The organism is Pseudomonas entomophila, assembly GCF_023277925.1.
Lineage (GTDB): Bacteria > Pseudomonadota > Gammaproteobacteria > Pseudomonadales > Pseudomonadaceae > Aquipseudomonas > Aquipseudomonas entomophila_D.
In genome coordinates, this window is the sequence record NZ_CP063832.1 from 4,349,700 (window position 1) to 4,369,946 (window position 20,247).

General features: G+C 61.6%; 18 protein-coding genes. 4 read left to right on the forward strand and 14 right to left on the reverse strand.

What is annotated here, in order from left to right; all coding sequences use genetic code 11:
- Positions 1 to 161: 161 nt before the first annotated feature.
- Together IM733_RS19305 and zigA are read right to left on the reverse strand one after the other, a co-directional pair.
- On the reverse strand, positions 162 to 782 hold the full coding sequence (locus IM733_RS19305; protein WP_283107509.1) for a DUF1826 domain-containing protein: 621 nt from the start codon (positions 780 to 782) through the stop codon (positions 162 to 164).
- Positions 779 to 1,987: a zinc metallochaperone GTPase ZigA gene (gene zigA / locus IM733_RS19310; RefSeq protein ID WP_248918060.1), complete on the reverse strand. Its 1,209-nt coding sequence runs from the start codon at positions 1,985 to 1,987 to the stop codon at positions 779 to 781. Before zigA ends, IM733_RS19305 begins: the two co-directional genes overlap by 4 nt.
- A 110-nt stretch (positions 1,988 to 2,097) precedes the next feature.
- On the opposite strand from zigA, the gene IM733_RS19315 reads away from it, so the two are divergent.
- Both IM733_RS19315 and folE2 read left to right on the forward strand, forming a co-directional pair.
- Positions 2,098 to 2,472, forward strand: coding sequence for a glutamine synthetase (locus IM733_RS19315; protein ID WP_248918061.1), 375 nt, complete (start codon positions 2,098 to 2,100; stop codon positions 2,470 to 2,472).
- Positions 2,473 to 2,496: 24 nt separating this feature from the next.
- Entirely contained in the window at positions 2,497 to 3,378 is an 882-nt protein-coding gene (gene folE2 / locus IM733_RS19320; protein WP_248918062.1) for a GTP cyclohydrolase FolE2, read from the forward strand.
- Positions 3,379 to 3,383: 5 nt separating this feature from the next.
- On the opposite strand, the gene IM733_RS19325 is transcribed toward folE2, so the two are convergent.
- Positions 3,384 to 3,911, reverse strand: coding sequence for a DUF3617 domain-containing protein (locus tag IM733_RS19325; protein WP_248918063.1), 528 nt, complete (start codon positions 3,909 to 3,911; stop codon positions 3,384 to 3,386).
- 130 nt (positions 3,912 to 4,041) lie between these two features.
- Here IM733_RS19325 and cls point away from each other — a divergent pair, with 130 nt between their 5' ends.
- Positions 4,042 to 5,481: a cardiolipin synthase gene (gene cls / locus IM733_RS19330; protein ID WP_248918064.1), complete on the forward strand. Its 1,440-nt coding sequence runs from the start codon at positions 4,042 to 4,044 to the stop codon at positions 5,479 to 5,481.
- 35 nt (positions 5,482 to 5,516) lie between these two features.
- Here cls and cfaB read toward each other — a convergent pair whose 3' ends face one another.
- A complete protein-coding gene (cfaB, locus tag IM733_RS19335; RefSeq protein WP_248918065.1) occupies positions 5,517 to 6,701 on the reverse strand; it encodes a C17 cyclopropane fatty acid synthase CfaB in 1,185 nt (394 codons plus the stop codon).
- A gap of 209 nt (positions 6,702 to 6,910) precedes the next feature.
- On the opposite strand from cfaB, the gene lpdA reads away from it, so the two are divergent.
- Positions 6,911 to 8,311 carry a dihydrolipoyl dehydrogenase gene (gene lpdA / locus IM733_RS19340; RefSeq protein WP_248918066.1) on the forward strand — a complete coding sequence of 467 codons (1,401 nt, stop codon included), beginning with the start codon at positions 6,911 to 6,913 and terminating at the stop codon, positions 8,309 to 8,311.
- 56 nt (positions 8,312 to 8,367) lie between these two features.
- Here lpdA and hcnC read toward each other — a convergent pair whose 3' ends face one another.
- The 10 genes from hcnC to atpA all read right to left on the reverse strand — a co-directional run bounded on the left by hcnC (position 8,368) and on the right by atpA (position 20,227).
- Positions 8,368 to 9,618, reverse strand: coding sequence for a cyanide-forming glycine dehydrogenase subunit HcnC (gene hcnC, locus IM733_RS19345; RefSeq protein ID WP_248918067.1), 1,251 nt, complete (start codon positions 9,616 to 9,618; stop codon positions 8,368 to 8,370).
- 2 nt (positions 9,619 to 9,620) lie between these two features.
- On the reverse strand, positions 9,621 to 11,015 hold the full coding sequence (hcnB, locus tag IM733_RS19350; protein ID WP_248918068.1) for a cyanide-forming glycine dehydrogenase subunit HcnB: 1,395 nt from the start codon (positions 11,013 to 11,015) through the stop codon (positions 9,621 to 9,623).
- Complete coding sequence (hcnA, locus tag IM733_RS19355) at positions 11,012 to 11,326, reverse strand: cyanide-forming glycine dehydrogenase subunit HcnA (protein ID WP_213658964.1); 315 nt, start codon at positions 11,324 to 11,326, stop codon at positions 11,012 to 11,014. The genes hcnB and hcnA overlap by 4 nt, the downstream gene beginning before the upstream one ends.
- Positions 11,327 to 11,551: 225 nt before the next feature.
- Entirely contained in the window at positions 11,552 to 13,387 is a 1,836-nt protein-coding gene (gene glmS / locus IM733_RS19360) for a glutamine--fructose-6-phosphate transaminase (isomerizing) (protein WP_248918069.1), read from the reverse strand.
- A gap of 2 nt (positions 13,388 to 13,389) precedes the next feature.
- The gene (locus IM733_RS19365) at positions 13,390 to 14,166 is read right to left on the reverse strand and encodes a DeoR/GlpR family DNA-binding transcription regulator (protein WP_248918070.1); all 777 of its coding nucleotides are present in this window, start codon (positions 14,164 to 14,166) and stop codon (positions 13,390 to 13,392) included.
- Positions 14,167 to 14,415: 249 nt separating this feature from the next.
- The gene (gene glmU / locus IM733_RS19370) at positions 14,416 to 15,783 is read right to left on the reverse strand and encodes a bifunctional UDP-N-acetylglucosamine diphosphorylase/glucosamine-1-phosphate N-acetyltransferase GlmU (RefSeq protein WP_248918071.1); all 1,368 of its coding nucleotides are present in this window, start codon (positions 15,781 to 15,783) and stop codon (positions 14,416 to 14,418) included.
- 122 nt (positions 15,784 to 15,905) lie between these two features.
- Positions 15,906 to 16,325, reverse strand: coding sequence for a F0F1 ATP synthase subunit epsilon (locus IM733_RS19375; RefSeq protein WP_248918072.1), 420 nt, complete (start codon positions 16,323 to 16,325; stop codon positions 15,906 to 15,908).
- A gap of 44 nt (positions 16,326 to 16,369) precedes the next feature.
- Positions 16,370 to 17,746 carry a F0F1 ATP synthase subunit beta gene (gene atpD, locus IM733_RS19380; RefSeq protein WP_011536501.1) on the reverse strand — a complete coding sequence of 459 codons (1,377 nt, stop codon included), beginning with the start codon at positions 17,744 to 17,746 and terminating at the stop codon, positions 16,370 to 16,372.
- A gap of 27 nt (positions 17,747 to 17,773) precedes the next feature.
- Positions 17,774 to 18,634, reverse strand: coding sequence for a F0F1 ATP synthase subunit gamma (atpG, locus tag IM733_RS19385; protein WP_248918073.1), 861 nt, complete (start codon positions 18,632 to 18,634; stop codon positions 17,774 to 17,776).
- A 48-nt stretch (positions 18,635 to 18,682) separates the two neighbouring features.
- A complete protein-coding gene (gene atpA, locus IM733_RS19390; RefSeq protein ID WP_011536503.1) occupies positions 18,683 to 20,227 on the reverse strand; it encodes a F0F1 ATP synthase subunit alpha in 1,545 nt (514 codons plus the stop codon).
- Positions 20,228 to 20,247: the final 20 nt, after the last annotated feature.

A 20,247-nucleotide genomic window follows, 5' to 3' on the forward strand; every position in this document is an offset into this window, starting at 1 on the left:
TCGGTGTCGGGTCGGGGTTGGTGCAAGTCTATCGCGAGCCAGCAGCAACGCGACACAAACACTGTAGGAGCGGCTTCAGCCGCGATCACCCGCGAAGCGGGTGCCAGGCACAGCGTTGCCTGCATCACGGCTAAAGCTCCTACAAAGGGGCAGTGAACAACTCAGGCGAGCCAATCCAGGCTCAGCAACAGCCGCCGATCGCCTGAAGAAGCCCGCGGCGAACGGTGGATAAGTCCGCCACCCTCGTTGCCCAGCCATTTCTCGCCCTTGAGCAACGCGACATCACCCACCGCTAGGCGGCGAATGTTATCCACAGGCGGTGGGTCGCTGAGCAGCCGTGATCGATCGATTGCGCCTTCTTCCAACCACTCGCTGCCTGCGCCTGCATAACTACTCAGCAACCGCAGGGGCACATGATCCACATGGAAACGGGGGCACATCGCACTGTCCAGCACTCGCAGGCGCAAACCGACCCGTCGAGCGCCCAACAGGCAGGTGTAGGCCGCCACCAGCCAGCACACATCGGCCACAAAGCCCTCATAACCGTGCAGGTCCTGCGCCTCCCTGAGCAAACCAGGCACCCGGGGTGGCTGACGTTCATCCACTTCGATCACCCGCTCATCCGTCAGCGTATGGCCAAGGCTGAGTACCAGCGCGGAAAAATCTTCCACCTGGGCGGGCAAGCGTCGCTGCCATACCGCCAGATTGACGCCGTCCTGAAGAATCTCCGTCATTACCTGGGGCGACTCACCGAGCGCCTGACGGATATCCACAGCCCTCACGCGGCCTCCTCTTCGTCCCAGGCACCGAACGGATCAGGCAGGCGCAACCAGGCCACGGGCCCCTGGTCCATTTCTTCGTCGTCGAGCAGGCAGGCATCCAGCTCTGTGGATAACCTTGCAAAATCGATGTTCTGCCCGATGAATACCAGCTCCTGCCGGCAGTCACCCGCTTCGGCCGACCATTGCTTGAAAATCGCTGCCCGGTTGTCCTCATCCTGAGGCCACTGCTCACGGGGGACAAAACGCCACCAGCGCCCGGCCAGACCATGGCGCATCATGCCGCCGGCCTGTGACCAGCTGCCGGCTTCCTGGTACTTGCTGGCCAGCCAGAAGAACCCCTTGGAGCGCAACAACCGCCCATTGCTCCAGGGCTTGTGGATAAAGTCGAAGAAGCGCTGCGGATGAAACGGCCGACGCGCCTGCCAGGTGGTCGCGGCGATGCCGTACTCCTCGGTTTCCGGCACATGCTCGCCCCGCAGTTCCTGTAACCAGCCCGGTGCCTGGGCGGCCTGGTCGAAATCGAAAAGCCCGGTGTCCAGGATGCGCGAAAGCGCGACCTGGCCCATCACCATGGGCAGGATCTGTGCTCGGGCATTGAGGCTGCGCAGGATGGCGATCAACTCTTCGCGTTCGTGCTGGCTGATCAGGTCGATCTTGCTCAGCAACAGTACATCGGCGAACTCGACCTGTTCGATCAGCAAATCGCTGATCGAGCGCTCGTCCTCTTCGCCTAGCGTTTCGCCACGGCTGGCAAGACTGTCGGCAGCTTGGTAGTCGCGCAGGAAATTGAGCCCGTCGACTACCGTGACCATGGTATCCAGCCGCGCCATGTCAGACAGGCTGCGGCCCTGTTCGTCACGGAAAGTGAACGTCTCGGCAACGGGCAGGGGCTCGGAGATACCGGTCGACTCGATCAGTAGGTAATCGAAGCGTCCCTCCCGCGCCAACCGGGCAACTTCCTCCAGCAGGTCTTCGCGCAGGGTGCAGCAAATGCAGCCATTGCTCATCTCTACCAGTTTCTCCTCGGCGCGGTTGAGGCTGACATTGCGCTGGACTTCACTGGCATCGATGTTGATGTCACTCATGTCGTTGACGATCACGGCCACACGCAGGTCGTCGCGATTACGCAGGACATGGTTGAGCAGTGTGCTCTTGCCGGCGCCCAGGAAGCCGGACAGCACGGTGACGGGAAGACGGTTGGGCATGACGGACCTCATCGGGCGGGCACATTCGAAACGATGCATTGCGCAATGTTATATTATAACAATACAATTTAGCCAAGCTGCTTTGGCCGAACGGTTGTCTGGAGAGCGTCATGAAATCACTTGGCATCGTTGCGTTGCTGCTTACCCTGCCGGTACCAGTACTCGCCATGCCCCACACCGACCTTGCCCTTTGCACCCGTAGTGCAACCTTGCTCGCCTGCCATGACAGCCAGGGCAACTACTACAGCGTTCGCACCGAGGGCAGCACCTTCTACCTGCGCGGTTATGAAGTGACGGGCAAACGATTGTGGGCGCAAACCAACAGCCGCTATGGCCCGCTGACCTTCTTCACCGGCCTGGCCAGCGACGGTGAAGCCTGGGTCGGCTACAGCCGACGCGTCGGCTGGACCACCCTCAACCGTGTTTCCAGTTCCAGCGGCCAACGCTTCGATCTGCATTGCAGCCTGATCGGTGGCTGCCGTTGACCCCCCTAAGACCAGGATCTCGCCATGACCAGCCTCACCCTTCCCGACATCGCCGCACAGAGTGCCCAGCAGCCATTGCCGCTGGACTGGGTAGGCATGTGCGGCATCGCCATGCCGGTGCAGTTCGAGGGGCGCCAAGTAAGCGCGCTTGCCGATGCAGGGGTGAGCCTCGACGACGGCTCATCTCGAGGCATACATATGTCGAGGTTGTACCTGGCACTGGAAGCACTGGAGCGAGGCATGCTCACCCCGCGGCTCATCCGCCAGGTACTCGAGCAGTTTCTGTTCAGCCACGAAGGCCTTTCAGCAAGCGCCCACCTCCGTCTGCAGTTCGATCACCTGCTCAAACGCCCTGCGCTGGTCAGCCCGCTGGCGGGATGGAAGCACTACCCGGTGGCTATCGATGCACGGTTGAAAGCTGAAATGTTCCACGTGGAACTATCCGTGGGGATTCCCTATTCCTCGACCTGCCCATGTTCGGCGGCGCTCGCCAGGCAGCTTATCCAGGATCAGTTCGACAAGGACTTCTCGGGACAAGCGGTGGACCGACAAGCCGTGAGGGCATGGCTTGGCAGCAGCAGCGGGATCGTTGCCACACCCCATAGCCAGCGCAGTATGGCGAAGCTACAGATTAGCCTGGTGGGGGATGAACTGCCGATTACCGTACTGATCGACAAGGCCGAAGCAGCCTTGGGCACAGCGGTGCAGACCGCCGTGAAACGTGCCGACGAGCAGGCCTTCGCCTTGGCCAACGGCCAGAACCTGATGTTCTGCGAGGATGCCGCCCGACGTCTGAACCTGGCCTTGCGCCAGGTCGATTGCGTAGCGGGGTTCACTGTGCGCGTGGAACATGCAGAAAGCCTGCATGCCCACGACGCAGTCGCGGTGAGTCGGTTCCAGAGGTAGGGCTATCAGCTGCGCGGCTTCACTGTTCCACAGTCGTTCCCCAGCCATACCGCCCGTGTGTCCATACTGCCGGCCTGCTGAACCCCGGAGGCGTTGAAGGTGCCGTTGACCTTGGTCAGGAACTCCCGGTCGCTGAGGAACGTGGCCTGGCCTTGCCCCTGAGCCTTCGGGCAGCTGAACTGGAACTTCCAGACATTGCCATTGCGCTCGGTGATCTTCTGGGTGCACCCGGACTGCGGATCCTGCAGCGGGATGTCATTGGTTTTTACCTGCTCCGGCGTCAGGCACGAGCGCACCCCCTTGCCGCCCACGCTGATGCCCTGTTTGGCCAGCACCCCCTCCATCATTGCCCGTTGTTCGGGCAGCAGGTTCTTGAGTTGGCCCAGCATGAATGCCATGTCCGGCAATGGCTTGCCATCGACCTGCATGTTGCTGGTGGTCAGCTCCCACAAACCGGGTTGCAACATCTGCGCATGTACCAACGGGCTGCCCAATCCCAGGACCAGGGCAAGCAGTGGCAGGCGAATCTTCATGGATCTAGGCTCCTCGAAATACCGGCTCGGGCCGGACTGTGCCGTTAGACGTCATTTTTCCCCGCAGGTTGCAGCCCACCCCACGAACGTGGTCTGTTAAGCAGCACTGTGATTGGCAAGCAGGATGCGTATGGATTACCACAGCCCCTACTTCTTCGGTTACTTGATCGGCCTGATTCATCTGCTCGGCATCATCGCCGCGCTGCACGCGGTGTTCACCGTGCGCACCGCCCAAGGCGCGATCGCCTGGGCCTTGTCATTGCTGTTCATCCCCTACTTCACCCTCATCCCTTATCTGATTTTCGGTGCCCGCTCGTTCTACGCCTACATCCAGGCACGTCGCCAGGCCAACCAGGAAATGCACGTGGCCATGGCCAACCTTAACTGGCGTCCCTGGGTCGAAGAGGCGTTGACCGCGCGCGAGTCCGACAGTTATGCAGCCTTGCGAGCAATGCCCAAGCTCGGGCGCATGCCGTGCCTGGCCAATAATGAGGTCAAGCTGCTGATCGACGGCGAAGCCACCTTCAAGGCGATCTTCGCTGCCATCGATGCGGCTCGGAACACAGTGCTGGTGCAGTTCTTCATCATTCACGACGATACCCTGGGCAGACAGTTGCAACAGTTGCTGATACGAAAGGCCGCCGAAGGGGTACAGGTATTCGTGCTCTATGACCGGGTCGGCAGCCACGCCTTGCCGGGCAGCTACAGCCAGGTGCTGCGGGACGGCGGTGTACAGATTCAGGCATTCGCCACCCGCCGCGGATGGTTCAACCGCTTCCAGGTCAACTTCCGCAACCACCGCAAGATCGTGGTGGTGGATGGCGTGCGTGGTTTCCTCGGTGGGCACAACGTGGGGGATGAGTACCTCGGCGCCAATCCCCATCTGTCGCCCTGGCGCGACACCCATGTGCAGATCGCCGGCCCGGTGCTGGCCTGCCTGCAGGAGTCGTTCGCCGAAGACTGGTACTGGGCCACGCGCCAACTGCCGCCGTTGATCCTGCCAGACACCTACCCCGAAAACGGTGTGCTTTGCCAGGCGCTGGCCAGTGGCCCGGCAGACCCGCAGGAAACCTGTGCGCTGTTCTTCCTCGAAGCCATCCACTCGGCCACCCGCCGGGTGTGGATCACCAGCCCCTACTTCATCCCCGACGAAGCGATTTTCGCGGCCCTGCGTCTGGCCGTGTTGCGGGGGGTGGACGTGCGCGTCCTGATCCCGTCACGCCCGGACCATCGCATCGTCTATGCCGCCTCCAGCCTGTTCGCCTTCGAAGCGGTGCGCGCTGGGGTGCGCATGTTCCGTTACCAGCCGGGGTTCCTGCACCAGAAGGTGGTGCTGGTGGACGATGAGGTGAGCGCCATCGGCAGCGCCAACCTGGACAACCGCTCCTTCCGCCTGAACTTCGAGATCACCCTGCTGACCGTGGATCGCGCCTTCGCGGACCAGGTAGAACACATGCTGGCGGCCGATTTCGACCAGGCACGGGAAATTACTGCGGAGGACAGTCGCGACACCCACCGCCTGCAACAGTTGGGGATGCGCATCGCGCGATTGATTTCACCGATCCTGTAAAACCAAGGGCCTGCTTGAAGCAGGCCCTTGTTGTCTCAGCGGTAGAGATCCTCACGCGTCCAGGGCAGGTCATGGTGGCCGTCCGCGTAGGGTTTCACAGCGAGAATCTGGTGCAGGTTGATCCAACCCTTGGAGAACGCGTAGGCACAGCCGGCCAAGTACAGGCGCCAGATACGCAGGGCCTGCTCAGGCACCAGCGCTGCCGCGCGGCGCAGCTGGTTCTCCAGGTTCTCGCTCCAATGGTTGAGGGTCTTGGCATAGTGCAGGCGCAAGCTCTCCACATCGACCACCTCCAGGCCAACCTCGCTGACACTGGCGCTGATCATCGAGAGGTGTGGCAGCTCGCCGTGAGGGAAGACATAACGGTCGATGAATTCACCCGCACCGCGGCCAACCGGGCGGCCGTCCACATGCCTGGCGGTGATGCCATGGTTCATCACCAGGCCACCTTCGCGCACCGCGCTGAACAGCTTGCGGCAATAAAGCTCGAGGTTGGCGTGGCCAACATGCTCGAACATGCCCACACTGACCACCTTGTCGAAACGGCCATCCTCGGGCAGATCGCGGTAATCGAGGATCTGCAGGTCGACCTTGTCGTCCAATCCCTCCTCCGTCACCCTTTGGCGGGCCAGCTGCAACTGCTCTTTGCTCAGGGTGATACCGAACACCCTGGCGCCATATTCACGGGCCGCGAAACGCGCCAGCCCTCCCCAGCCGCAACCGACATCGAGCAGGTAGTCTCCGGCCTGCAGGCGCAGTTTGCGACACAGGTGATCGAACTTGTCCTGTTGCGCCTGGGCTAGCGTGTTATCGGGCTCCTTGAAGTAGGCACAGGAATAGGCCATGTCCGGGTCCAGCCAAAGCTGATAGAACTCGTTGGACAGGTCATAGTGGTAGGAAATGGCTTCTGCGTCAGTGCGCTTGTCGTGCGCGGTGCGCACCGGCGAGGAATCGCCTTCATCCTTGAGCAACGCTTCACTGAGCTCGTCGCAGACACGAATGACTTCGCCAATATCGCCCTCCAGCTCCAGCTTGCCTTCAACGAAAGCGGTACCAAGCGCATCCAGGCTGGGATGAGTGAGCTGGGTGATCAGCTGGGGTTCCTTGACTAGGATGGTGACCTGGGGGCTGGGCCCCAGATCGAACTGGTTGCCGTCCCACAGCTTGACGCGCAAAGGCAAGTGCAAGCCCTGCAACGCGAGTGGAAGTTGCGCAAGCATTCATGACCCTCCCTATCTTTGATTCGGGACGCCACGCCTTACATTACGGACGTCACCGGATCAGGGTAGTTCATTCGTGCGAAGTTTCCGTTAATCGCGACCATGGTCTAGCACTATCTGGCACGGTGAGCGCAACGGATTGTATACAATCTTTCGCGCTCGGACTAACCTTGTGCCCCTCTTCGCTTCCTCACTCTGGAGTAGAACCCATGAAATCCTATGACGTGGTGATCATCGGCGGCGGCCCCGGCGGCTACAACGCCGCCATCCGCGCCGGCCAGCTGGGCCTGAGCGTGGCCTGTGTCGAAGGCCGTTCGACCCTCGGCGGCACCTGCCTGAACGTCGGCTGCATGCCCTCCAAGGCACTGCTGCACGCCTCCGAGTTGTTCGAAGCAGCCAGTGGCGAGGAATTCGCGCACCTGGGTATCGAGGTCAAGCCGACCCTGAACCTGGCCCAGATGATGAAGCAGAAGGACGAGAGTGTGACCGGCCTGACCAAGGGCATCGAGTACCTGTTTCGCAAGAACAAGGTCGACTGGGTCAAGGGCTGGGGCCGTCTGGACGGCGTTGGCAAGGTGCTCGTCAAGGCCGAGGACGGCAGCGAAACCACCCTGCAGGCCAAGGACATCGTCATCGCCACCGGCTCCGAACCCACGCCGCTGCCCGGCGTGACCATCGACAACCAGCGCATCATCGACTCCACCGGCGCGCTCGCCCTGCCCCAGGTTCCCAAACACCTGGTGGTGATCGGTGCCGGCGTGATCGGCCTGGAGCTGGGTTCGGTATGGCGTCGCCTGGGTGCCGAAGTGACTGTGATCGAGTACCTGGACCGCATCTGCCCGGGTACCGACAACGAGACTGCCAAGACGCTGCAGAAGGCCTTGGCCAAGCAGGGCATGAACTTCAAGCTCGGCAGCAAAGTCACCCAGGCCACCGCCTCGGCCGACGGGGTCAGCCTGACCCTGGAGCCCGCCGCCGGTGGCACCGCCGAAACCTTGCAGGCCGACTACGTGCTGGTGGCCATCGGCCGGCGCCCGTACACCCAAGGCCTGAACCTGGAAAGCGTGGGGCTGGAAACCGACAAGCGCGGCATGCTCGCCAACGATCACCACCGCAGTTCGGTGCCTGGCATCTGGGTGATCGGCGACGTCACCTCAGGCCCCATGCTGGCGCACAAGGCCGAGGACGAAGCGGTCGCCTGCATCGAGCGCATCGCCGGCAAGCCCCATGAGGTCAACTACAACCTGATCCCGGGCGTCATCTATACCCGCCCCGAACTGGCCACGGTCGGCAAGACCGAAGAGCAGCTCAAGGCCGAGGGCCGCGCCTACAAGGTCGGCAAGTTCCCCTTCACCGCCAACAGCCGCGCCAAGATCAACCACGAGACCGAAGGCTTCGCCAAGGTCATCGCCGACGCCAACACCGACGAAGTACTGGGTGTGCATCTGGTCGGCCCTAGCGTCAGCGAGATGATCGGTGAGTTCTGCGTGGCGATGGAGTTCGCCGCCTCCGCCGAAGACATCGCCCTGATCTGCCACCCGCACCCGACCCGCTCCGAGGCCCTGCGCCAGGCGGCAATGAACGTGGATGGCAAGGCAATGCAGATCTGATCGACCCGCCGGCAGGCTCGCTCCCCCGTAGGAGCCGGCTTGCCGGCGAACCGTCTTCAGCCGTGCGCGAGCTTCTTGTCCACCCCCTCCCGAAACCGTGAGGCCAGGAACGGCGCGATATCCAGCGGCAACGCCTCATTGTGGACAACCTTGTCCAACAGCACCCCGGTAATGGCCGACGTGAGGATCCCGGTACGGAAGTGTCCACAGGCATTGAAATAGCCCTGAACATTATCCACAGGCCCGAGGATTGGCAGTTCATCCGGCGATCCCGGACGTAGCCCGGCCCAGGTGCGCTTGAGGTTGACCTGCGCCAGCTGCGGCACACACCGTATCGCCCCCTGCACCAACCCATTGATCTCGGGGAAGGTGTTGCTGACATCGAAGCCCTTCTCTTCGGTGGTACTGCCGATCAGGATCTCGCCGTTGTCCTTCTGCGCCATGTAGCAATCACTGGTGGTCAGGCAGCCATCGAGCAGCTTGGGCAGGCGCTCGGTCAGGACGATCTGCCCCTTCACCGGCTTGACCGGGATGCTCTCCCCCGTTGCCCATTCACTGAGTTCGGCCGCCCAGGCGCCAGCGGCGTTGATCAGCGTGGCGCAGTGGAACTCGCCGGCTTCGGCGGTGCGCACACCTTTGATCCGCGAACCTTCGTGCAGTACGCCGGTGATGTTCACGTTGGGGTACAGATCGACGCCGTTCTGCCGTGCCGCCTCCATGAACGCATCGCCCAGGCGGAACGGGCTGACCTGGTGATCGCACAGGAACTCCAGCGCACCGGTAGCCTTCAATGTCACCGCCGGCTCAGTGGCACGCAGTGCATCGCGGTCAAGCCAGCGTACCTGGTCGGCCAGGTGAGGGATCTGCTTGACGATGTGCTCAGCGTACAGCTGGTCCTCTTCATCCTGGATGATGTATTTGAGCCCGGTGCGCTCGAACTTGAAGTCCATGCCGTGGCGCTCGATCAGCTCCTGGTGCAGCTGTGGATAAATCGCGTTGGACTGCAGGGCGAAATCGAAGAAGCACTGCGGCAGGATATGCGGCGTGCTGGAATCGACCGCCACGGCCGCACCATGGGCTTCGCGCTTGCTGCGCGTGGACATCATGCGGAAGAAGATCACCCCGCACCCCAGCCCCACCGATTCACCGATGGCCCACAACCCACCCGCCGAAGCGCGAGTGGCGTTGCCTGGGCGCTTGCAGTCGATGAGCGCGATCTTCAGGTTGCCGCGCTTGGACAACTGGTAGGCACAGGACGCGCCGATCACCCCGCCGCCCGCGATGATGATGTCGTAATGCTTGTTCATGCTCAGGCCTCCGTGGCCAGTTGTTCGAATGCGGAAAACGGAATCGGGTCCACCGGGAAGCGCGGCCGCAGCCAGCCCACATCCTTGTGCCCGGTGGCGCTGCGCAGGCGATCGCTGCAATAGCCGACGCACATGCGCCCCTGGCAGTCGCCCATGCTCACCCGGGTGCGCATCTTCAGGCTGGCCATGTCTTGCACGCCCTGCTCCAGGGCCAGGTCGATCTGATCGCGGGTCACGTGCTCGCAGCGGCAGATCACGGTGTCGGCCTGGGGCAGGTCGATCTGTGCGGCGCCACGCGCGGTATAGCGTTCCACACCAGAGCGGAAACGCTTGATCGCCGCCAGCTTGCCCAGGTACTGCTCGCGCCGTTCGATAGCGTTCTCGGCATCGAGCTTGCCCATCTGCTGGAGCATCGACACCGCGGCGATACGCCCGGTCAGCATGGCTGCCTCACCGCCGCGAATACCCGCCATGTCGCCTGCCAGGTGCACATTGGGTCGGCTGCTCTGCTGCCAGACGTTGCACTCGGCACGCAGGTAGCCGTCCTCGCTGAACCCATGTGCCAGCCCCAACTGCTGGCTGAGCTGGGTACGCGGAATGAAGCCGTAGCCCACGGCCAGCGTCTGCACCGACTCACGCTGGACGCGGGTCATGTCCGGCTTCCAGTCCTGGGTGTAGGGCGCGACGCTGACTTCGCGCAGTTCCCCTTCCCCGGTGGCGCCAACAACACCCCAGCCGTAGTGCATGGGGATACCGTTGAGCTTCATGTAGGCGAGCATGCTCAAGCCATCGAGGAACAATTGCGGCTTGTTCATCAGCGCCAGGCTTTCCTTGGCGATGCGGTTGAACGAGCAGGCTTCGTACACGCCAGCGACCTTGGCGCCAGCAGCGTGCAGCTGGCAAGCCACCAGCGGCAGCAGCGGCCCGGTACCGGCGATCAGGGTGCTGCCCAGGGGTTTGACCACACCGCTCTTGATCTGCAGCTGCAGCCCACCCAGCAGGATGACACCCGGTAGCGTCCAGCCTGGGAACGGCACGTTGCGTTCGTGACAGCCAGCGGCCAGCAACAGGTGGGAATAGTCGATCTCGTGCAGTTGCTCATCGCCGTCGAGCACCATCAAGCGTTGATCGTCCCCACCCACAACTCGGTGGTTCAGGCGCAAGTCAATGTGTTGGGCGCTGGCGGCGAAGTCCTCGTGCAGCTTGTTCAGTGCCTTGGTGTAGCGTGGCCCCAGGTAGCCCAGGTCGACACCCGCGCGCAGCGGGCCGCGATAGACCACCCCGCCAGGGCGTGACGCTTCGTCGAACAACAGGCAATCGACACCATGCTCGGCCAGCTCGATGGCCGCGCCCATGCCGGCCGAGCCACCACCGACGATCACAGGACGCAGGCTCATGGACGCTCCTCCTCTTGCACGCGGTTGACCTCAGTCTCCACGCGCATGCCGGGCCTCACCACGGTCTGGCAGGCGCGCCGCTTGGGCCGGCCATCGATCTGCACCAGGCAGCAGTGGCAGACACCCATGCCGCAGTAGGCACCGCTGAGCTGGCCATGATCATTGAGCGCCAACTGGCGCAGGCCGACCGCGTTGAGCACACTGAGGACGGTTTCACCCGCGCTCGCCACGGTGGGCAGACCGTTGACCAGCAAGGTCATCTCGGCCTCGCCCAGCGGCTGAATATCGTACTTTCGTTCCAGAATCTGCATTTCCTGTCGTCCTTGGTGGCTCGTGAGACGGCGACGTTAGGTGAAACGAAGTGTGAAAACATTGATCCATGCCAGATGGCGGTCGTAGGGGCTTTCCTCAGATGACGAACTGCAACCTGGGTCACGATCCGAGCAGAATGTTTGGTCATGCCGATGCGGTCGCCGCAAATGAAAACGCCCCTGGCTAGCAGGGGCGTTTTCTCGACAGCGGATGTTGCGATGGCCTTACTCGACCGTCACCGACTTGGCCAGGTTGCGTGGCTGGTCGACATCGGTGCCCTTGAGCACGGCGACGTAGTACGACAGCAACTGCAGCGGGATGGTGTAGAGGATCGGCGCCAAAGCGTCGTTGATATGCGGCACCTTGATCACATGGGTGCCCTCGCCATTGCTCATGCCGGCGTTCTCGTCGGCGAACACCACCAGCTCGCCGCCACGGGCACGTACTTCCTGCAGGTTGGACTTGAGCTTTTCCAGCAGCTCGTTGTTGGGTGCCACGGTGACAACCGGCATGTCGTTGTCCACCAGCGCCAACGGGCCATGCTTGAGCTCACCGGCCGGGTAGGCTTCGGCGTGGATGTAGGAGATTTCCTTGAGCTTGAGCGCACCTTCCATCGCTACCGGGTACTGGGCACCACGGCCGAGGAACAGGGTGTGGTGCTTGTCGGCGAACAGCTCGGCTGTCTTTTCCACCACGCTGTCCATCGCCAGCGCCTCACCCAGGCGTGCCGGCAGGCGGCGCAGCTCTTCCACCAGCTCGGCTTCGACACCGGCTTCCAGGGTGCCGCGCACTTGGCCGAGGGCCAGGGTCAGCAGCATCAGCGACACCAGCTGAGTGGTGAAGGCTTTGGTCGAAGCCACGCCGATTTCCGGGCCTGCCAGGGTCAGCAGGGTCAGGTCAGATTCACGTACCAACGAGCTGATGCCGACGTTACAGATCGCCAGGCTGCCCAGGAAGCCCAGCTCCTTGGCATTGCGCAGGGCGGCCAGGGTATCGGCGGTCTCGCCCGACTGGGAAATGGAAACAAACAGAGTATCTGGCTGTACCACGACCTTGCGGTAGCGGAACTCGCTGGCCACTTCCACCTGGCACGGGATACCGGCCAGGCTCTCGAGCCAGTAACGGGCAACCATGCCGGCGTGGTAGCTGGTACCGCAGGCAACGATCTGCACATTACGCACCTTGGCGAACAGCTCGGCGGCCTTCGGGCCGAAGGCCTGGACCATGACGTGGTCCTTGCCCAGGCGACCTTCCAGGGTGCGCTGCACCACGGTCGGCTGCTCATGGATCTCCTTGAGCATGAAGTGACGGAATTCGCCCTTGTCGGCGGCTTCGGCGCCTTCGTGATACTGCACGGTTTCACGCTGGACAGGGTGGCCAGCTTGATCCCAGATCTTCACCTGGTCGCGGTGGATCTCGGCGATGTCGCCCTCCTCCAGGTATACGAAGCGGTCGGTGACCTGGCGCAGGGCCAACTGGTCGGACGCCAGGAAGTTCTCGCCCAGGCCCAGGCCGATCACCAATGGGCTGCCGCTGCGCGCAGCCACCAGGCGATCGGGCTGCTGCTTGCTGATCAACGCCAGACCGTAGGCGCCGTGCAGGCGCTTGACCGCGGACTTGAGGGCGTCGGTGAGGTCAGGGATGCTCTTGAGGGTGTGGTGGATCAGGTGGACGATGACCTCGGTGTCAGTCTGCGAATCGAACACATAGCCCAGGGCCTTGAGCTCCTCACGCAGCTCTTCGTGGTTCTCGATGATGCCGTTGTGCACCACCGCCACGTCGTTGGCGGAAAAATGCGGGTGGGCATTGCCCTCGGTCGGCGCGCCATGGGTGGCCCAGCGGGTGTGGGCGATGCCCAGCTGGCCAATCAGCGGCTCGGCGGCATTGGCGGCCTCCAGTTCTGCGACCTTGCCGATGCGGCGGCGGCGTTGCAGTTCACCCTGCTGGGTGTAGACAGCCAGGCCGGCGCTGTCATAGCCGCGGTATTCGAGGCGTTTGAGACCTTCGATGAGGATGGCCGTAATGTTACGCTCGGCTACTGCACCAACGATTCCACACATGGTTATTGCTCCTGACTGATCGCGGCACAGATCAGGTTGATGCCGCGGGCTTGAATATGTTCGCGTGCCGCTGTGGGCAGGCGTTCGTCTGTAATGAGGGTATGCACGCTGCCCCAGGGCAGCTCGAGGTTGGGGATCTTGCGCCCGACCTTGTCGGATTCGACCATCACGATCACCTCACGGGCCACCTCGGCCATGACCCGGCTCAGGCCGAGCAGTTCATTGAAGGTCGTAGTGCCACGGTTGAGGTCGATGCCATCGGCACCAATGAACAACTGGTCGAAATCGTAGGAGCGCAGAACCTGCTCGGCGACCTGCCCCTGGAACGATTCGGAGTGCGGATCCCAGGTACCACCGGTCATCAGCAGCACTGGCTCATGCTCTAGCTCGCTGATGGCGCGGGCCACATTCAATGAGTTGGTCATCACCACCAAGCCCGGCTGGCGTCCCAGCTCCGGGATCATCGCAGCCGTGGTGCTGCCGCTGTCGATGATGATGCGCGCGTGTTCGCGAATTCGTGCCACGGCGGCCCGGGCGATGGCCTTCTTGTAGGCCGAGACGGGCTGCGCGGGTTCGCCCAGCATTTCTTGCGGAACGGGTACCGCACCACCGTAGCGGCGCAACAACAGGCCGTGGGATTCGAGCGCCGCGAGATCCTTGCGGATAGTTACTTCTGAGGTTTCGAAGCGCTTGGCCAGCGCATCCACACTTACCTCGCCCTGCTCGCTGAGCAAGGCCAGTATGTTACGGCGGCGTTGGGGGGTGTTTCGTTTCGACATTGGCTCTTAAGTTTCGATTCGAAAGATAATGGTTGCAATCAAAACCTAAGTTTGGGAATTCGTCAAGGCTGGTGATCAGAAAATGCAGGCTGTGGATAAACAGCTGGTGATCGCACTGGTTCATTCGCCGACAAGCCGGTATCGCGCCAGTTGTAGGAGCCGGTTTTGCCGGCGAAGAGGCCATCACGGACAATAAAAAAGCCGACTTACTCACATAAGTCGGCTTTCGATCGAAAGGGCTGTGGATAATCAGCTCTTCTTGATCTTCTCTGGCCGTTTCCAGCCTTCGATATTGCGTTGACGGGCCCGTGCCACTGCCAGTTGCCCGGTTTCCACCATCTGGGTGATGGTCGAACCCGCCGCTGTGGTGGCGCCGGCCTGGATTTCCACGGGTGCCACCAGCGAGTTGTTGGAGCCGATGAACACATCCTCGCCCATCACGGTGCGGAACTTGTTGGCGCCATCGTAGTTGCAGGTAATGGTACCGGCACCGATGTTGGTGCGCGCGCCGATCTCGGCGTCCCCCAGGTAAGTCAGGTGACCGGCCTTGGCACCTTCGCCCAGGTGCGCGTTCTTCAGCTCGACGAAGTTACCCACATGGGCCTTGGCTTCCAAAACACTGCCCGGACGCAGGCGAGCGAACGGGCCAGCATCACTGCCTTCGCCCATCACCGCGCCTTCGATATGGCTGTTGGCTTTGATTACCACGCCTTTGCGCAGAGTGCTGTCCTTGATCACGCAGTTAGGGCCGATCTGCACATCATCCTCGATGACCACCTTGCCTTCGAGAATCACGTTGATATCGATCAGTACATCGCGGCCGACGGTTACTTCGCCACGTACATCGAAACGCGCTGGATCACGCAGTGTCACGCCCTGGGCCATCAGACGGCGGCCTTCACGCAACTGGTAGTGACGCTCGAGTTCCGCCAGCTGGCGACGGTCGTTCGCCCCCTGCACTTCCATCGGATCGTGGGGTTGCTCGGTGGCGACCACCAGGCCATCGGCCACGGCCATGGCGATCACATCGGTGAGGTAGTACTCGCCCTGGGCGTTGTTGTTGGACAAGCGGCCCATCCAGTCGGCCAAGCGTGCTGCGGGCATGGCAAGAATGCCGGTGTTGCCTTCCTTGATCGCCTTCTGTGCTTCACTGGCGTCCTTGTGCTCAACGATAGCGGTCACGTTACCCGCTGCGTCACGCACGATGCGACCGTAACCGGTCGGATCCTGCAGCGTTACGGTGAGCAAGCCCAACTGCTGCTCGCTGACCTTGGCCAGCAAGCGCTGCAAGGTCTCCACCTCGATCAGCGGCACGTCACCATACAGCACCAGCACGGTGTCGGCAGAGATGGCCGGCAGCGCCTGGGCCACGGCATGGCCGGTACCCAGTTGTTTATCCTGCAGGACGAAGTTCAGATCGTCCGCGGCCAGTCGCTCACGTACCTGCTCGGCGCCATGGCCGATGACTACGTGGATACCTTGGGGCTGCAGCTGGCGCGCGCAGTGGATAACGTGACCAAGCATGGAGTTGCCGGCGACCGGGTGCAGCACCTTGGGCAGTGCGGAACGCATGCGGGTGCCCTGGCCTGCGGCGAGAATGACGATATCGAGGGACATGACTGGCTACCAATCCTGGGTGGTCAGGGACGTGACCGAAGAGGGAATTTCAGAAAAAGAAAAAGGGTAGCCGAGGCTACCCTTTAACTCAATCGCAATGGAAGTGACCGGCCAAAGCCAGATTACTTGCCTTTGCGCAATTGCTGGACAGTGCGCAACTGAGCTGCAGCCTCGGCCAGACGTGCGGCAGCAGCGCCGTAGTCGAAGTCCGAGCTTTTCGCGTTCAGGGCGTTCTCGGCAGCCTTGAGGGCTTCCTGAGCCTGAGCTTCGTCCAGGTCGGCAGCGCGCTGCACAGTGTCGGCAAGAACCTTGACCATGTTCGGCTGCACTTCGAGGAAGCCACCGGAGATGTAGAACACCTCACGATTGCCACCTTGCTTGGTCAGCGTGATCGGACCCGGCTTGAGATTGGTGATCAGCGGCGCGTGGCCTGGAGCGATACCCAGATCGCCCAGGTTGCCGTGCGCTACTACCATCTCGACCAGGCCGGAGAAGATCTCTCCTTCCGCGCTGACGATATCGCAATGGACTGTCATAGCCATCTGCTTGCCTCAACCTGAAAAGCGCCCCTTGCGGGGCGCCGGGATTACAGTTTCTTGGCTTTCTCGATCGCTTCGTCGATGCTGCCGACCATGTAGAACGCTTGTTCTGGCAGGTGGTCGTAGTCACCTTTGAGGATACCGCTGAAGCCAGCGATGGTGTCCTTGAGCGAAACGTACTTGCCTGGCGAGCCGGTGAAGACTTCGGCCACGAAGAACGGCTGCGACAGGAAGCGCTGGATCTTACGAGCGCGGGCAACCAGTTGCTTGTCGGTCTCGGACAGCTCGTCCATACCCAGGATCGCGATGATGTCTTTCAGCTCTTTGTAGCGCTGCAGAACATACTGGACCTGACGGGCAGTTTCGTAGTGCTCGTTGCCGATCACGTTCGGGTCCAGCTGACGCGAAGTCGAGTCCAGTGGGTCGACCGCTGGGTAGATACCCAGGGAGGCGATGTCACGGGACAGAACGACGGTGGCGTCCAGGTGGGCGAAGGTGGTGGCTGGCGACGGGTCGGTCAGGTCGTCCGCAGGTACGTATACGGCCTGGATCGAGGTGATCGAACCTTCCTTGGTCGAAGTGATGCGCTCTTGCAGAACGCCCATCTCTTCAGCCAGGGTCGGCTGGTAACCTACTGCCGAAGGCATACGGCCCAGCAGAGCGGATACTTCGGTACCGGCCAGGGTGTAACGATAGATGTTGTCGACGAACAGCAGAACGTCGTTACCCTCGTCACGGAACTTCTCAGCCATGGTCAGGCCGGTCAGCGCTACGCGCAGACGGTTTCCTGGTGGCTCGTTCATCTGACCGTAGACCAGCGCTACCTTGTCGAGAACGTTGGAGTCCTTCATCTCGTGGTAGAAGTCGTTACCCTCACGGGTACGCTCACCCACACCGGCGAACACGGAGTAACCGCTGTGCTCGATGGCGATGTTACGGATCAGTTCCATCATGTTTACGGTCTTGCCGACACCGGCGCCACCGAACAGACCAACCTTACCACCCTTGGCGAACGGGCAGACCAGGTCGATAACCTTGATGCCGGTTTCCAGCAGGTCATTGCCGCCTGCCTGTTCAGCGAAGGAAGGCGCTTTGCGGTGGATACCGCGACGCTCTTCTTCACCGATCGGGCCTGCTTCGTCGATCGGGTTGCCCAGGACGTCCATGATACGGCCGAGGGTTGCCTTGCCAACGGGTACCGAGATGGCAGCCTTGGTGTCGACAACATCCAGACCGCGCTTCAGACCTTCGGTCGAGCCCATCGCAATGGTACGAACCACACCGTCGCCCAGCTGCTGCTGAACTTCCAGGGTGGTTTCCGCGCCTTGTACTTTCAGCGCGTTGTAAACACTCGGCACGGCATCACGTGGGAATTCCACGTCGATGACGGCGCCGATGATTTGAACGATACGTCCGCTACTCATAGCTGGATCCTCTGAATATTTGAACCGTTAAACCGCGGCAGCGCCGCCGACGATTTCCGAGATCTCCTGGGTGATCGCAGCCTGACGCGCCTTGTTGTAGATCAGCTGGAGTTCGCTGATCAAATCACCGGCGTTGTCTGTGGCGTTCTTCATGGCGATCATCCGGGCCGCTTGTTCAGCAGCGTTGTTCTCGACCACCGCCTGGTACACCTGCGACTCCACGTAACGCACCATCAAGCCGTCCAGCAGCTCTTTTGCGTCGGGTTCGTACAGGTAGTCCCAGTGGTGCTTGAGTTCCTGATCCGGGGTTGCCACCAACGGTACCAACTGCTCTACCGTCGGTTTTTGGGTCATGGTGTTGATGAACTTGTTCGAAACCACCGAGAGGCGATCGATACGGCCGTCAAGGTAGGCGTCCAGCATCACTTTGACGGAGCCGATCAGATCGTTGATCGATGGCTCTTCGCCCAGGTGGCTGATCGCGGCTACGACGTTGCCGCCAAAGATGCGGAAGAAAGTCGCACCCTTGCTGCCGATCACGCACAGGTCGATTTCCACGCCCTGTTCGCGGTTTTCGTTCATGTCCTTGACCAGGGCCTTGAACAGGTTGGTATTCAAGCCACCGCACAGACCACGGTCACTGCTCACCACGATATAACCGGCGCGCTTTACAGGGCGCTCGATCATGAACGGGTGGCGGTATTCCGGGTTGGCGTTGGCCAGATGACCGATCACCTGGCGGATACGCTCCGCGTAAGGACGGCTAGCAGCCATGCGCATTTGTGCCTTGCGCATCTTGCTGACCGCCACTTTCTCCATGGCGCTGGTAATCTTTTGCGTGCTTTTGATGCTCGCAATCTTACTGCGAATCTCTTTTGCGCCTGCCATGTATCACCTATCAGGTTAGCAAGCGGGGGCCGGAGCCCCCGCTGCGGCTTACCAGGTCTGGGTGGCCTTGAACTTCTCGATACCGGCTTTCATGCCAGCGTCGATTTCGTCGTTGAAGTCACCCTTCACGTTGATCTTCGCCATCAGTTCGGCGTGATCGCGGTTGAAGTAGGCGATCAGAGCTTGCTCGAAGCTACCGACCTTGGCGACTTCTACGTCGGTCAGGAAACCACGCTCAGCGGCGTACAGCGACAGCGCCATGTCCGCGATGGACATTGGGGCGTACTGCTTCTGCTTCATCAGCTCGGTAACGCGCTGACCATGCTCCAGCTGCTTGCGGGTAGCCTCGTCCAGGTCAGAAGCGAACTGGGCGAATGCCGCCAGTTCACGGTACTGAGCCAGAGCGGTACGGATACCACCGGACAGCTTCTTGATGATCTTGGTCTGGGCGGCACCACCAACACGGGATACCGACACACCGGCGTTAACGGCAGGACGGATACCTGCGTTGAACATGGCCGATTCCAGGAAGATCTGACCGTCGGTGATCGAGATCACGTTGGTCGGAACGAACGCGGAAACGTCGCCAGCCTGGGTTTCGATGATCGGCAGAGCGGTCAGCGAGCCAGTCTTGCCGGTTACGGCACCGTTGGTGAACTTCTCGACGTACTCTTCCGAAACGCGCGATGCACGCTCCAGCAGACGGGAGTGGAGATAGAACACGTCGCCTGGGTACGCTTCGCGTCCTGGTGGACGGCGCAGCAGCAGGGAGATCTGACGGTAGGCAACGGCCTGCTTGGACAGGTCATCGTAAACGATCAGCGCGTCTTCACCGCGGTCACGGAAGAATTCGCCCATGGTGCAGCCGGCGTACGGGGCCAGGAACTGCAGTGCGGCGGATTCCGAGGCGCTGGCGGCAACAACGATAGTGTTGGCCAGGGCGCCGGCTTCTTCCAGCTTGCGAACAACGTTGGCGATGGTCGACTGCTTCTGGCCGACGGCCACGTAAACGCAGAAGATGCCGCTGTTTTTCTGGTTGATGATCGCGTCGACCGCCATGGCGGTCTTGCCGATCTGACGGTCACCGATGATCAGCTCGCGCTGGCCACGGCCAACCGGGATCATGGCGTCGACCGACTTGTAGCCAGTCTGTACAGGCTGGTCTACCGACTTACGCCAGATCACGCCTGGAGCAACTTTCTCGACCGCATCGGTCTCGGTGTTGTTCAGCGGACCTTTGCCGTCGATCGGGTTGCCCAGTGCGTCGACGACGCGACCCAGCAGTTCCTTACCAACCGGAACTTCCAGGATGCGGCCGGTGCACTTGGCCGACATGCCTTCGGCGAGCGAGGTGTAGTCGCCCAGGACAACGGCACCCACGGAGTCTTGCTCCAGGTTCAGTGCCATACCGAAGACGCTGCCCGGGAACTCGATCATTTCGCCGTACATGACGTCGGCCAGACCGTGGATCCGTACGATACCGTCGGAAACGCTTACGACGGTACCTTCGTTACGGGCTTGGGAGCTGACATCGAGTTTCTCGATGCGGCCCTTGATGATTTCACTAATTTCGGAAGGATTGAGTTGCTGCATTGCTCTGCTGCCCCTTCAAA